Genomic DNA, 15,032 nt, shown 5'->3' with positions numbered 1-15,032 from the left:
GAAGGAAGAAGGAAGAAGCGAGTATGTTTATTTAGTTAACCTGGTATCTTGCATCCTTCGCCAAAGTTGAATGTTCTTGTCGGGCGTTGCCCCTAGCCCGCCCGTAGAGGGATTGTGCTGCTATGATGAAAGTAGTTAACGAAACTTTACATAATAGCCGTGACTGCACAACAATTAGTATCTGCAACCAGCTTTGAAAAATTAATTTGGACTTGGAAAGGTCACAAAATTCAATATACCGTCCAAGGAACCGGCCGCCCTCTGATTTTGATTCACGGATTTGGGGCTTCGATCGGACATTGGCGGCAAAATATCCCCCCACTAGCGGCCGGCGGCTATCGCGTATTTGCTCTGGACTTGCTGGGATTCGGTGCTTCGGCCAAACCAGCCCTAGATTACACTCTGGAATTGTGGGAAGAATTGCTGACAGATTTCTGGGCGGATCTGGTACAGGAACCGGCTGTATTTGTGGGGAATTCGATCGGCGCTTTGCTGAGTTTGATGGTAGTCGCCAACCATCCAGAAATATCAGCAGGTGCAGTCTTAATCAACTGTGCCGGCGGGCTCAACCACCGGCCCGACGAACTGAATTTCCCGCTGCGAGTAGTGATGGGGACTTTTACTAAATTAGTTCGATCGCCCCTGATCGGCCCGTTTGTCTTCAACAACATCCGCCAAAAACACCGCATCCGCAACACCCTGCGCCAAGTCTACGGGAACCGCGAAGCCATCACCGACGAACTCGTAGAACTCCTGCACGCCCCCTCCTGCGAGCCCGGAGCTCAACAAGTGTTTGCCTCGATTCTCACAGCCCCTCCAGGCCCTCAACCGTCAGAATTGCTGCCCAAAGTCGATCGTCCGTTATTGGTACTTTGGGGCGCAGACGACCCGTGGACGCCCATCGCCGGCAGCCAGATTTATCAACAATTGGCCGCCAACGGTAAATCAGTGAAATTTGTTTCAATTCCCCACACAGGCCACTGTCCCCACGACGAGCGGCCGAGTGAAGTCAACGCTCTGATTTTGGACTGGCTGCTGGAAGTGAAGTAAAATTTTTCCGATCGAGGCAACCCTTGGGCGATCCATCAAAAGTCTTACATTGCAAAGGTTCTGCCTCGATCCACCGCACCGCCACCCAGGCTGCTGCCGACTCAAAAAACAATTTTTATAAAAAGTATTGACACGCTTGTCCTAGTCAGCTATATTGATGGACGTGTGAGGAGCGAACCAGTAAGAGCACCGAGACGAAACACGGCCAGTCGTCGGTGCTCTTTCTGTTGGAACCCATTTTCAAGAGTTTGAAATTATCTATAAATTGACATCGAGAATATCTTTAAGCCCGCCCCGCTTTCTTCAATTCTTCCTTGGCGTTCTTAGCGTCTTCGCGGTTCCTTAAATAAATATTCGATGTTGCAAAAAAAGTAATTGACTGCACTTGAGATCAAAAAATCCGAAAGTGTGGATTTTTTTCGATCGTCAAAAGTTGATTGCATAGAACTCAAAACTACAGAGTTATATAATAAATTGTCGCTGGGTCGGGGCGGGTCGATCTACATTTTTTCAAAATGTCGGCAAACCCGCCCCTGCGGTATTGGTGCTACAAATATCAACGATCGCCCAAAACAAATTGTTCGATCGCAGCCGCCACCCCATCTTCCTCCACATCCGGCGCCACCCAATCAGCAGCAGCCTTCACGCCATCAGGAGCATTGCCCATCGCCACGCCCACGCCCGCGTAGGCAATCATTTCCACATCATTAAAATTGTCGCCGATCGCCATCACATTCGCCGCCTGCAAACCCAAAAGTTCCTCCGCTAAATACTGCACCGCATCTCCCTTATTCGCCAAAGGATGCGTAGCTTCAAAAAAAGTAGCAACGGATCGAGTCAAATAAAGCTCCGCAGGCGTGTAGCGCTGTCGCATACTGCTGAGCAAGCCGTCGAGTACCCCCGGATTCTCGCACAATGCCAAAACTTTCGTAGGTTCCCCCGGAATATCTCGCCGCAAATCCTTAATCACATTTGGTTCAATGCCCGATCGTTGGGCATAAATTCGGGTAGCTTCGGTAATTTCCGGCACGTAAAGTTGGTCGTCAATGTAGAAATGGATCGAAAGCAGCGGTCGCAAATGCGCTTCTTCAAAATGGTCTAACAGTTGCAGAGCAGTTTGTTTCGACAGCGGCAAGTGCCGCAGCCGTTTTTGAGTAGCGCCATCTTGAATCCATGCGCCCTGGTAGCAAATCAGCGGCAATGTTGAGCCGATGTCGCGGTGAAAACGCAAAGCTGAGCGGTACATCCTGCCCGTAGCGACGGCCACTTTCACTCCCCGCGACGAGGCCGCCAAAATCGCCTGCTTGACTGGTTTTCGGATGGTATTTGACAAACCTGCGATCGTGCCGTCTATATCCACTACCAGCAATTGAATGTCTGCGGTGCCAAAAGCGCGATCGGTCGCCTTAGCTGGATTTGAGGCAGTTATATTCTGCATGATTTTTTTAGATTTTAGCTGTTGATTTGCACGCACCCGTTTATTTTGGCACTGGCGGGATAGCAAAGTGCGACTTCTGATTTTTTGAAGACTAAAATATAGATAACTAAATAAGCGACAAAAAAAGTATCTAGGAGGACTCTTTAGGGATGGATTTAGCTAAGCTATATAATAGTAGCCAGTTTACGGCCGTAACAACCGCCCTCGACCGTCGATGTGTATTTCCACTTACTTAATAATTCTTGCGATCAAAAAGAATGCAACTCTAAGCCCGCGCTCCAAACCCTTAGATCGTCAATCATTCCCAATCTAAAATCTAAAATCTAAAATCTAAAATTGTATAACCGCATCTTTGAAATTACCCCCAACTATCATGATTTCTCTCCCAGGATACCGCATTGACGGAGAACTTTATACAAACCCTCACACAGTTATTTATCGAGGGATGCAGCTTGAGGAACAAAAACCCGTTATCCTCAAAACTCTCACGCCGCCATACCCTACCCCAGCGCAAATATCCCAACTGCTGCACGAATCTGAAATTCTTAAAAATTTGAATTCCCCCGGAATAGTCAAGCTTTACAAAATAGAAACATACAATCACTTTCCGGTTTTAGTTTTAGAAGATTTTGGTGGGGTTTCCCTAAAAAAGTTTCTCAGCAACAACCAGCTAGAGTTACAACAATTTCTGCATATTGGCATCAAACTAGCAGAAACTCTTGGGCAACTCCACGAACACCACATCATCCATAAGGATATTAAACCCAGCAATATTATTGTCAATATCCAGACAGGAGATGTCAAGATTGCTGATTTTGCGATCGCCTCCCTGCTACCGGGCGAAAACCCCGCCCCCAGCCATCCCCATTTACTCGAAGGCACTCTCGCCTATATGTCTCCCGAACAAACGGGACGGATGAATCGGGCGATCGACTACCGCACCGATTTTTATTCTTTAGGCGTCACCTTTTATGAAATGCTTTGTGGCGAATTGCCTTTTCAGGCGATCGATCCCATGGAATTAGTACACTGCCATATTGCCAAAACGCCAGTTTCTCCTTGTGAACACAGAAAGCAAAAAGTAGAAAGCAGAAGCATAGAAGGCAGAATCAATCAAGTAGGAACCAAGGAGATTCCTCAAGTCGTTTCCGATCTCGTCATGAAACTATTAGCAAAAACAGCCGAAGACAGGTATCAAAGTGCTTTCGGACTTTTGTACGACTTGGAAAATTGTCTCGCTCAACTGCAAACTACAGGTGAAATTTCCCACATCACCCTCGGCGAGCAAGATCGGTCAAGTCACCTGCAAATTTCCCAAAAATTTTACGGGCGAGAAGTAGAAGTTAATATGCTTCTCAGTATCTTCCAGCGGATGAGGCGGGGCAATACAGAAATCGTGCTGATTTCTGGTTGTGCAGGTGTGGGCAAATCGTCGTTAGTATATGAAGTTTACAAGCCGATTCGGCTGGAAAGCGGCTATTTTATTGACTGCAAATTTGAGCAATTTAAGCGCGATATTCCCTACGGTTTTTTGCTCCAAGCTTTTCAAGATTTGTTGCGACAAATTTTCACAGAAAATGCCGCAGAAATCCATGTTTGGAAACAAAAAATTTTAAAAGCACTCGGCGGCAACTGCCAAGTAATTATTGAAGCAATTCCCGAAGTAGAACTGATTGTCGGACCGCAGCCCCCCGTCCCAGATTTAGGAGCAAATGAATCTCAAAATCGCTTTAATTTAGTATTTCAAAACTTCATCCGGGTCTTTGCTCAAAAAGAACACCCTCTAGTAATTTTCCTGGACGACTTGCAGTGGGTCGATTCAGCATCTCTCAAGTTAATAGAACTGCTAGCAACTGACCTGGGAACTCAATATTTATTAATAATTGGAGCTTATAGAGAACCGGAAGTAGATGCAAATCATCCCCTAATGCTGACCGCCGAAGCAATTAAAAAAGCAGGCGGCACTGTGAGCGCGATCGCCCTTTCGCCTTTGGATATAAGCAGCGTCAACCAATTCGTTGCCGATACTTTGAACTGCGCCCCAGAAAAATCCCTAAGTTTAGCAGAATTGCTTTTGCGAAAAACCGCTGGAAATCCCTTCTTTTTAACTCAATTAATAAAATTTCTTTACTCAAAAACTTTAATTCAATTTAAATGTTCACCAGTGAATAATGTGGTCGAGCTAGCTGAACCTAACCTGTCGGGCTTAGCGCAACCAATCTCAGAGCAAATTGTGAAAAAATGCCATATCACAGGGGAGTGGCAGTGGGATATCGAACAAATAAAAGAAATGGGAATAACTGAAAATGTTGTAGAATTAATGATAGATAATATTCAAAAACTTTCAGATAATACCCAGGAACTGCTTAAATTAGCCGCTTGTATCGGGAACAAATTTGATTTAGAAATTCTCTCGACCATCGCCGAAAAACCTCTAGCGTCCGCAGCAACAGACCTCGGAGAGGCACTTCAGTCCGGTCTGATTTTGCTCGTGATTAACGCCTACAAAATTCCGATCGCACTAGCAGCAAGGACAGAAGTAACAGACACAATATCTAGAGACTTTACCGATGAATTTTCCCTACCAGTGGCTGATGTTCCTAGCGCCACTTACAAATTTTTGCATGAGCGAGTGCAGCAAGCAGCTTATGCTTTAATATCCGATTATCAAAAACAAGAAATTCATCTCAAGATCGGCAAATTTTTACTACAGAATGCACCGCCAGAGCAATTAGAAGAGCATATTTTTGATACCGTAAACCAACTCAATTATGCCAAAGAAATCATCGGCAGTCAATTAGAAAAATTTAAATTATGCCAATTAAATTTAATTGCAGCCCGCAAAGCAAAAGCAAGTGCAGCTTACGAACTTGCCCTCAAATACTTAACCGCAGGTATTGAACTGCTTCCCCCCGAAAGTTGGCAAACTGACTACGACTTGACTCTTGCACTCTACGAGTCAGCAGCAGAAGCTGCTTACCTGAATACCGACTTTGAAGCAATGGAAAAATGGGCGATAATTGTCCTGCAACACGCAAAAAATGAACTAGACAAAATCAAAGTGTTTGAAATCAGAATCATAGCTTGTGCGATGCAAACCCAACTCCAAGAATCGGTAAAAATTGGTCGGGAAGCACTAAAAATGTTAGGAATCAACTTTCCAGAATTGCCGATTCCCCTCCACATTCAGCAAGCAATGGCTAAAACAGCAGCTTATTTAAGCGACAAAAAAATAGAAGATTTAATTAACTTGCCGGTGATGACAAATCCGCACAAATTAGCAACTATGCGCGTGCTTTCCAGTATGTTGTCAGCTACATTTATAGTTGAACCTGTGCTGCTGCCGCTGATTGTGTGCGAGCAAGTTAATTTATCTATTAATTACGGAAACTCTACTTTTTCTGCCTTCGGTTATGCTAATTACGGAGCAATTTTAAAAGGAATAGTTAGAGATATTGAATCTGGCGATCGCTTTGGTCAATTAGCTTTAAATTTGATCGATAGATTAAATGCGTTAGAATTCAAAAGCAAAACGCTTAATTTAGTAGCATTCATTTTGATGAACGGCAAGCATCACGTTAAAGACTCTTTGCCGCTATTAGAGGACGCCTATCAAAGCGCGCTAGAAAATGGGGATTTAGAATGTGTCGGATATTCAGCCGTAAATATTTGTCAGTCTTTGTATTTCATCGGTCAAGAATTGCCCCAACTGGAACGGAGAATGGTAAATTACAACCATTTGCTGTTTCAACTCAAACAAGAAACTGTATTGACTTGGAATCAAATATATCAGCACACTATTTTGCAATTGATGGGAAAATTGGAAAGTCCACACCTGGTATTAGGTGAAGCCTACAGCGAAGAAAAATTGTTGTCGCTGCTGTTGAAATCTAACGATAGGGTGGGACTACAGCACTTTTATTTGCAAAAATTAATACTAGCGTATTTATTTGGAGATACCGCTACAGCGCTAGAAAATGCAGCGCAAGCCGAAGTATATTTAGACGGAGTTGCAGGCTTTATTAATGTTTCTGAATACCAGTTTTACGATTCTCTAGCCCGCCTAGCAGCCTATCCATCTGCCACAAATGAAGAACAAGAAGAGCATATTTTTTACGCTGTCAGTAACCGAAAAAAACTGCAACAAAAAGCGCTTTCTGCGCCCATGAATCTTCAGCACAAATGCGACTTAATTACTGCAGAAAAAGCGCGCGTTTTGGGCAATGTTGTGAGAGCAATGGAATATTACGATCGCGCAATTGAAGGAGCCCAAGAAAACGGATACATACAAATACAAGCACTAGCATCAGAATTGGCAGGAGCATTTTATTTATCCATAGGACGAGAAAAAAATTCTAAAACTTACTTGACAGAAGCGCGTTATTGCTATCAGCGCTGGGGAGCAACAGCCAAAGCAGCGCATTTAGAATCCAAATACTCGCACTTGCTAACTTCAGGCTCGATTTCAACTAATATTGAAACTCACAAATCTACCAGCAGCGCTTCCACTACGAACGACAGTGCAGGCGTGCTAGACTTGACCACAGTAGTTAAAGCATCGCAAACCTTAGCCGGGGAAATAGTTCTAGACAAACTGCTGGCAAAAATGATGAAAATTGTTATTGAAAATGCCGGGGGACAAAGAGGCTTTTTAATACTAGAAAAAGAGGGTGAATGGGTGATTGAAGCATCAGGAGCTGTAGATGTCGATCGCGTTGCTGTCATGCAATCAATTCCGATAGATTTTGTAGCCGACGATCGAGAAGTAACTTTGCTGGCAGTTGCAGTTGTGAATTACGTCGCCCGCACTCAGGAAAGTATAGTTTTAAACGATGCCAGCCGCGAAGGACAATTTACTCGCACTCCCTATATAATAGCCGTTCAACCTAAATCTATTCTTTGCACTCCGTTAATTAATCAAGGCCAACTCGCGGGCATTCTATATTTAGAAAACAATCTGACTACAGGCGCTTTTACACAAGACAGGTTAGAAATATTAAAACTGCTGTCTTCTCAAATTTCTATCTCTATCGAAAATGCCCAACTTTACGCCAACTTGCACCAATTCAATCAGAATCTCGAAAATTTAGTACAGCAGCGTACCTCTGAACTCTCCCAAACTTTAGAAGACTTAAAATCGGCTCAAAATAAACTGGTAGAATCGGAAAAAATGGCTGCCCTCGGAGGGTTGGTTGCAGGTGTTGCCCACGAAATCAATACTCCCATCGGCATCGGCATCACCGCCGCCTCCTTGCTTGCTGAAAAAGCCACAAAGTTTTTTGAGGTTTACAGTAACGGCTCAATCAAACGTTCAGAGTTAGAAAAGTTTCTGGATACCGCCATGCAAAGCAGTAATATGATCTTATCTAACCTCACGCGGGCAGCCGACTTGATTCACAGTTTTAAAGAAGTAGCTGTAGATCAGTCGAGCGAGTTAAAACGGACGTTTAATGTTAAAAACTATCTAGAGGAAATTTTGATATCCTTAACAGCCAAACTAAAAAGAACTAAGCACAAAATAGAGATTAAGTGTGATGAAAATATTGTAGTGGACAGTTATCCCGGCGTAGTGTGTCAAATTGTGACAAATCTGGTGTTGAATTCCCTAATTCACGCCTACGATGGAGAAGACGAAGGAGTTCTGGCTTTTGATTTCAAACTAGAGGGCGATCGGCTAATATTTGAATATGCCGATAACGGCAAAGGAATTGACCCAGAAAATCTCAGTAAAATTTTTGAACCGTTTTTTACCACCAAAAGAGGTCAGGGAGGCACGGGATTGGGACTGCACATTATTTATAACCTTGTTACTCAAAAACTAAAAGGCACAATTAGCTGCACAAGTCAAGTAAATAAAGGCACAAAATTTATGATTGAATTTCCCGCTAAAATAAGCAGTTAGTTATTAGACCGCCAACATGGATATAAGTTTTATATAGGAGAACGATATATGTCAGAAGCTAGTAAAAACTTGTTGGCTGCAGGCGATGACGAATTAATCACCGCGGGCGACGATGAATTAATATTTGCCGAGGAAGACGAGGCGGAAGAAAAACCGCTAGAAGAAAGTTGGAAAATATTAATTGTAGATGATGAAGTAGAAATTCATAATATTACTAAACTAGCGTTAAACGATTTTAAATTTGAAGGGAAAAGTATAACTTTTATCAGCGCTTACTCAGGAAAAGAAGCTAAAGAAATAATTCAAAATAATTACGACATAGCATTGATTTTACTCGATGTAGTTATGGAAACAGAAGAAGCAGGCTTGGAAGTAGTTAAATACATCCGCGATATTTTAAATAATCAAGTAGTGCGGATTATTTTACGCACTGGACAGCCCGGACAAGTACCAGAAGATGTAGTAATTGTCAGCTACGATATCAATGATTACAAAACCAAAACTGAACTTACTAACAAAAAATTATTTACCACAGTAGTTACCGCACTGAGAGCATTTAGATCGCTCAATCAAATCGAATCCAGCAAAAGCGAACTAGAAAAAATTGCAGCCGCATCAGCCCGTTTTGTACCCCGTGAATTTTTGAAGTTTCTCAAAAGAGAAAGCATCGTTGATGCCAGACTAGGAGACTCTGTACAAGCAGAAATGACGATTATGTTTGCCGACATTCGCTCATTTACAAGTCTGTCAGAAAGTATGTCTCCCCGAGAAAACTTTGAATTTCTTAACTCTTACTTAAGCCGAGTTGGCCCAGTTATCCGCGAGTATAACGGTTTTATAGATAAATATATTGGTGACGGGATTATGGCTTTGTTTCCTAACAGAGCTGAAGATGCTGTGCAAGCAGCAATTGAGATGCAGCAGCAAGTGAAAATTTATAACAGACACAGGCAAAACAGTGGCTATCAACCTATTTCGATAGGGATTGGCTTGCATACGGGGACTTTAATGTTAGGTACGATTGGCGAAGCGGAACGAATGGAAAGTACGGTGATTTCTGATGCTGTTAATTTAGCTTCCCGCGTGGAAGGATTGACAAAGCTTTATGGAGTTGCTATTGTAGCTAGCGTCCAAACCCTTTGCCGGATAGACGATCCTCAACATTACAAGTGCCGGTTTCTCGATCGCGTTCAAGTAAAAGGAAAACAAACACCTGTTGCTGTATTTGAAATTTACGATGGCGACTCGGATACCATGATCGAACTAAAAGCACAAACTCAAACTTATTTTGAACAGGGAATTTTTTTTCACTACCAGCAGCAATTCGCGCAAGCAAGGCAAATGTTTTTGCGCGTATTGCAAATCAACAAGTATGATAAGGCAGCAGCTTTTTATGCAGAACGCTGCGATATGTTGATGAAGAATGCACTCATTATGACTCTGGAAGGTATTGAAATTTAGCTAATTGGTAATGGTAATTGGGAATTGGGAATTGGGCATGGGTAATTGGGAATTGGGAATTGGGAATTGGGAATTGGGAATTGGGAATTGGGTCGAAAAGAATTAGAAAATGGGCATCAGCTAAGATAGTGAACAGTGAACAGTGAACAGTGAACAGTGAACAAATAACTTAATTTATGCGCTTAAAATCCCTTGATGTTTTTCGCGGAATTGCGATCGCCTCGATGATTCTAGTCAACAACCCCGGTAGTTGGGAACAGGTGTATCCACCGCTAGATCACGCAGAATGGAACGGCTGTACGCCGACAGACTTAGTATTTCCGTTTTTCTTGTTCATCGTTGGCTGCGCGATGTCTTTCTCGCTGTCTAAATATATTCAAAATTATCCAAAAACCGGAATAGAAACCTCAAAAATTATACAAAAAAATGAAAAATTAGAATCCGACAAAAACCCTTTTCCTTCTTCCTTCTTCCTTCTTCCTGCTTCAAATATTTACTGGCGAATTGCGCGCCGCGCCGCGATTCTATTTATATTAGGATTGCTGCTAAATACATCTTCGATCGCCCTTGACGTACTTCTCAACAGCGCCCCAGTGGAAAACTTCGGTAAAATCCGCATCATGGGAGTATTGCAGCGCATCGGCTTAGCTTATTTCATCGGTGCGATCGCCATTCTCAACCTTTCCCCCCGCAATCAAAAACTGCTCGCTGCGGCCGTGCTTTTGGGCTATTGGGGTGCATTAACCGTATTTGCTGTAGGGGGGTACACTGCCGGCGAACTCACGCCAGAAGGAAATTTAGGGGGATATGTCGATCGGCTAATTCTCGGTAGCCAACACCTGTACAAAGGCGGCCCCTTCGACCCCGAAGGATTGTTGAGTACCTTACCTGCAGTTGTAACAGTCCTAATCGGCTACTTTACCGGAGAGTGGCTGCGCGTGCAGCCAATCAAAACCCGCACCAGTATCAACTTAGCAATCTGCGGTCTCAGTTGCGTGGTAATCGGCCACTTGTGGGGATTTTTATTTCCGATCAACAAACAACTTTGGACAAGTTCCTATGTAGTGTTTACCGCAGGTTGGGCGTTGCTATTGCTAGCAGCTTGCTACGAAACAATTGAAGTGCGAGGTTGGAAATGGGGGCGGCCGTTTGAAATCATGGGAGTGAATGCAATTTTCTTGTTTGTCGCTTCCGGTATCGTCGCCAGAATTCTGTTAAAAACTCATATCGGTACTGGTGCAAATGCTCCAACAACTTACACTTGGATTTATGAAAACTGGTTTGTGCCGTGGGCGGGGCCGCTGAATGGTTCTCTGGCATTTGCCGTCACTGCGGTCTTATTTTGGTGGTTAATTTTGTATGGAATGTACCGCAGAAGTTGGCTGATTAAAATTTGAGTAGTTTAGTATTTAGTGGATATAACTATTCTAACGATCTCAGATCGGGGGTATCTTCCGATCGGTACGCCTGTTTAGGTTACAATTGAAGGCACGAGGATTTTTTATGCCGACTACTGCTCAAGAAATCTATATTCAAGTTGTCCATATTTTGTCACCAACGGAGCGGTTACGCTTGGCAACTCTGATCCTCAACGAGTTATCACAGCATAATGTCGCTGTCGTCGAACAAAGTGATACCTGGAGTGAGGAAGATTGTTTCGATGTAACAACCTTTTCTTTGCAATACGCAGCTACACTTTTCCCGGAGAGTGAGGAGATGGATTAGTGAAATTCAATCCTGGTGATGTAGTAACAGCAGATTTTCCAGGTGTCACAGGTGTTAAACTAAACGTCGCCCTGTTGTGGTTTTGTCCTCGACTACTTATAATAGAAACCGCCCTGATTTCATAGTTGGGTTAATCATTACCCAGACAACAAATCTTGGCTCTACTGACTATACTCTGCAAGATTGGGCATCCGCAGGTTTGAGAATTGTATCTGTTTGCCGCAGTTTCATTCTTACTTTACTGCCTTCTGCCAACCTGATTTTGATTGGGCATTTATCCGAACGTGATTGGAGTGCTGTGCGCGCCTGTGTAAAAGTAGCTTTAGTAGAATTGGACGATCGCCCACCTTCATCAGATTCATGACTCCCGAAGATTTTTATATGAACCCTACACTACCTATCGTTCATAGCGACCCCGAAATTTTAGGGGGAACTCCTGTCTCGATCGCCACTCGCGTCCCGATGAAGACTGTGCTTGATTGTCTCGAAGCTGGTGATTGACTAAATGAGTTTCTAGACCATTTTTCTAGTGTCAGCCGCGATCGAGCGATTTCACTTCTGGCAATGATACGATCGCCACATAACAACATTTAACGTTTATTGATGTCCGCTTCCTCAACATCGATCGCCTGCAGGATCGGAAATCCGATCGCACCCCCGCCACAACTTCCACAAATTACCGCCCCAACCCCGCCCAGCTAAAGGATTTTGCCGATTTCTCGATCGCACGCCACCGATCGCTAACTATAACTGAGCCCTAATCGCTAAAATTAAAAAAAGATACGTAATAGGCAGGCAGGCGTCAATGATCCCAACAGTTATAGAACAATCCGGTCGCGGCGAACGCGCCTTTGACATTTACTCGCGACTCCTGCGCGATCGCATCGTCTTCTTGGGCCAACAGGTTGACTCTGACTTGGCTAACCTGATCGTTGCCCAACTGCTATTTTTAGACGCCGAAGACCCAGAGAAAGATATTTACCTGTATCTCAACTCCCCTGGGGGTTCGGTGACAGCAGGTATGGGCATTTTTGACACGATGAACCACATCCGCCCCGATGTTTGCACCATTTGTCTCGGTTTGGCAGCCAGCATGGGCGCTTTTCTGTTGAGTGCCGGCGCTAAAGGCAAGCGGATGAGTTTGCCTCACTCCCGGATTATGATCCACCAACCTCTAGGCGGAGCTCAAGGACAAGCAACCGATATTGAAATTCAGGCCAAAGAGATTTTGTACCACAAACGCCGCCTGAACGAACATCTGGCCAACCATACCGGTCAGCCGCTTTCCCGCATTGAAGAAGATACCGAACGGGATTTCTTCATGTCCGCTGAAGAAGCAAAGGACTACGGATTAGTCGATCAAGTGATCGATCGCCGTCCTTCCGCCAGCCGCCCGATCGCCGCTGTCGTCTAAATCAAAAGTTAAAAATCAAAAATGAGGAAATATTCTTCATTTTTGATTTTTAATTTTTAACAGCCATATAGCAGTTTTCAGTGGAATGAATTACAGATGCTGGGGCCCATGATAGGGCGTCATAGTTAAGTCCTTACTGTATTTCATACAATTGAAAACTGCTATATAGCGCTTCTCAAGGGTGGTGAGGTATGGGGGCGAGTCCTATGCCTATGCCTATGCCTATGCCTATGCCCTATGCCCTATGCCCTATGCCCTATGCCCTATGCCCTATCAGCACCTCATGTTACGCTCGAAAGGCTAGATGTAGCTTTCAAAAAAAACATCACACCTAGAAACCTACATAATTACTAGGGCAAAGATTCTAGATATTGCAGGAAGTCGAGCAATTCTACTTGATTTAAGAAATGGCGCGCTTCTTTGCCATAAGCTTGTTTGAGATGATCTTTTCCTTGGTTGGCAGTCCAGCCCAGTCGCTGGATTTCCTCAGTGGTTCTGCTGTAGATTTCCAGATATTCTAGGAAATCTACTAACTCTTCGCTAGAAAGCTCTCTCTGCGACGACTTGCCGTAATTGTGTTCCAGACACTGGGTTTCCTGTGGTTTTTTCCATCGCAGGCGTTTGAGGATGGCGTCTATTTGGGCGATCGTATCAGAATTATCCTCGATCGCATCGCTGGGAATCCCCACTGCGATCGGTTGCAATTCCCTGACTTCGGCCGCACCCTGTAGCAGTTCACTTTGGCTAGCAGTCGGCACATCCAGTTCCTGAAGTGGTTCGCCGTAGCTAGAAGAAAGCCAAGCGTCCGAGTCTAACTGCTTCGGTACAAATCCAGTAGCCTCGACGCGATCGACCTTTGGAGGCAGCGGTTCCGGTACAGGTGCGATCGGCTCTTCACTTAATTTCGCTTCGGTCTTGACAAAGTTGCTTTGATGTGCATCAGGCAATTTGTCAGCAACAGGCATTTCTAGAACCGGAAGAGGAACACTTGTCGGCCCAACAGCAACCGGAGGAACAGGAGGAGGAGGAGGAGGGGGAACAGCAGCAGGAGAGGGAACAGCCGCAGGAGGGGGAACAGCAGCAGGAGGGGGAACAGCAGCAACACTCGCGATCGCACGATCGGGCGCAGCAAATCCAAGGACAGCGATCGCTCGCAACCGGGCGCGGTCTTCAGCATCCTCAACAGACTCAGCAGCCGACATAGCCGTAGCAAGAGTTTTGCCGTCAACCTGAACCAAACAGCGAACAACAAACTTACCGTGATGAACAGTCAGCAACTCACAGATTAACTGTCCAGCGGGATAAAGGGCGCGAAATTCAGCAAACATAATTTTTTGACCCCGAAACCAGAAGGGGCTTATGACTTAAGTGTAGTACAGCCCAAAGAAAACAGTTTTCTGAAAGCACATATTCAACATACAATAAATTAAAGGTGAGTCATCCGCGCAACCTTACACGCCACTAAACCCCATGCCACATCCAGCGGTTTAAGCTAACAAGCATCGGGCGTCATTTCTATATAGGAGATGACACAGCAACTAAGCAAAAGTAGTAAAAGTCTCCGGTTTGCGTACCTGCACTTTCTACAGCACAGATTGCTCCCAACCCGCTCGTTGCACCTCTGTCCGCAAGGACCGATCGCGTGCAAAAAAATAGGGGCATCGCAGCAGCGAGCTACTAGCAATTTTGCCTTAAAGATCCGGTAAATTCTTTGCTAAAGCAAGAAGCAAGAGGCACTTCAAAAGGAAGAAGGAACAAGGCAGAAGGAACAAGGCAGAAGGAAGAAATGCACATTTTCTCCCTCTCCATCCCTCCCGATGCTCATCCTCGACTCAAGCCGTCGCTTTCAGTATCGAGCCATCTTTTAAGAAGCGACAGGGGCTTTCTAATTCGCGAAGTGCGATCGCGCTGCTGACCTAAAAGCAAACAAATCAACGCTAAAAAATTGTATTGGGGAATAGCGTGCGGGACAGTTGTCTGCACCGTCAGCAGTCAGTTCAAGACAGACAGCAGACAATTAGCACCAAGGCGGTGTCGGGAGA

Annotated in this window: 11 protein-coding genes; 9 read left to right on the top strand and 2 right to left on the bottom strand. The window is 44.5% G+C overall.

Going from position 1 to position 15,032, the window contains the following annotated elements; translation table 11 throughout:
- Positions 1–159: 159 nt before the first annotated feature.
- Positions 160–1,050, top strand: a complete 891-nt coding sequence (locus tag OSC7112_RS22040) for an alpha/beta fold hydrolase (protein WP_015177980.1) — start codon at positions 160–162, stop codon at positions 1,048–1,050.
- A gap of 556 nt (positions 1,051–1,606) precedes the next feature.
- On the opposite strand, the gene OSC7112_RS22035 is transcribed toward OSC7112_RS22040, so the two are convergent.
- Positions 1,607–2,488 (bottom strand): Cof-type HAD-IIB family hydrolase, encoded by an 882-nt coding sequence (locus OSC7112_RS22035; protein WP_015177979.1) that lies wholly within the window; start codon positions 2,486–2,488, stop codon positions 1,607–1,609.
- A 373-nt stretch (positions 2,489–2,861) separates the two neighbouring features.
- On the opposite strand from OSC7112_RS22035, the gene OSC7112_RS22030 reads away from it, so the two are divergent.
- The 7 genes from OSC7112_RS22030 (at position 2,862) to clpP (ending at position 12,990) form a co-directional block, all read left to right on the top strand.
- Positions 2,862–8,390, top strand: a complete 5,529-nt coding sequence (locus OSC7112_RS22030) for a trifunctional serine/threonine-protein kinase/ATP-binding protein/sensor histidine kinase (protein WP_015177978.1) — start codon at positions 2,862–2,864, stop codon at positions 8,388–8,390.
- A 48-nt stretch (positions 8,391–8,438) separates the two neighbouring features.
- The gene (locus OSC7112_RS22025; RefSeq protein WP_015177977.1) at positions 8,439–9,851 is read left to right on the top strand and encodes an adenylate/guanylate cyclase domain-containing protein; all 1,413 of its coding nucleotides are present in this window, start codon (positions 8,439–8,441) and stop codon (positions 9,849–9,851) included.
- Positions 9,852–10,027: 176 nt separating this feature from the next.
- Positions 10,028–11,248: an acyltransferase family protein gene (locus tag OSC7112_RS22020; protein ID WP_015177976.1), complete on the top strand. Its 1,221-nt coding sequence runs from the start codon at positions 10,028–10,030 to the stop codon at positions 11,246–11,248.
- 106 nt (positions 11,249–11,354) lie between these two features.
- Positions 11,355–11,576 (top strand): hypothetical protein, encoded by a 222-nt coding sequence (locus OSC7112_RS22015; RefSeq protein ID WP_015177975.1) that lies wholly within the window; start codon positions 11,355–11,357, stop codon positions 11,574–11,576.
- A gap of 82 nt (positions 11,577–11,658) precedes the next feature.
- Complete coding sequence (locus OSC7112_RS22010; protein ID WP_263053541.1) at positions 11,659–11,940, top strand: type II toxin-antitoxin system PemK/MazF family toxin; 282 nt, start codon at positions 11,659–11,661, stop codon at positions 11,938–11,940.
- Positions 11,941–11,957: 17 nt separating this feature from the next.
- Positions 11,958–12,077, top strand: coding sequence for a DUF433 domain-containing protein (locus tag OSC7112_RS41200; protein WP_223300665.1), 120 nt, complete (start codon positions 11,958–11,960; stop codon positions 12,075–12,077).
- 304 nt (positions 12,078–12,381) lie between these two features.
- Positions 12,382–12,990 (top strand): ATP-dependent Clp endopeptidase proteolytic subunit ClpP, encoded by a 609-nt coding sequence (clpP, locus tag OSC7112_RS22000; protein ID WP_015177973.1) that lies wholly within the window; start codon positions 12,382–12,384, stop codon positions 12,988–12,990.
- A 350-nt stretch (positions 12,991–13,340) separates the two neighbouring features.
- Here clpP and OSC7112_RS21995 read toward each other — a convergent pair whose 3' ends face one another.
- The gene (locus OSC7112_RS21995) at positions 13,341–14,318 is read right to left on the bottom strand and encodes a slr1353 family protein (protein WP_015177972.1); all 978 of its coding nucleotides are present in this window, start codon (positions 14,316–14,318) and stop codon (positions 13,341–13,343) included.
- Positions 14,319–14,701: 383 nt separating this feature from the next.
- Between OSC7112_RS21995 and OSC7112_RS38495 the strand changes: the two genes are divergently transcribed.
- Positions 14,702–14,905 (top strand): hypothetical protein, encoded by a 204-nt coding sequence (locus tag OSC7112_RS38495; RefSeq protein ID WP_150111580.1) that lies wholly within the window; start codon positions 14,702–14,704, stop codon positions 14,903–14,905.
- The last annotated feature ends 127 nt before the right edge of the window (positions 14,906–15,032 follow it).

The organism is Oscillatoria nigro-viridis PCC 7112 (genome assembly GCF_000317475.1).
Taxonomy (GTDB): domain Bacteria; phylum Cyanobacteriota; class Cyanobacteriia; order Cyanobacteriales; family Microcoleaceae; genus Microcoleus; species Microcoleus nigroviridis.
Note: the sequence above shows the minus strand (reverse complement) of the source record. Positions and strands in the feature narration are given on the sequence as shown.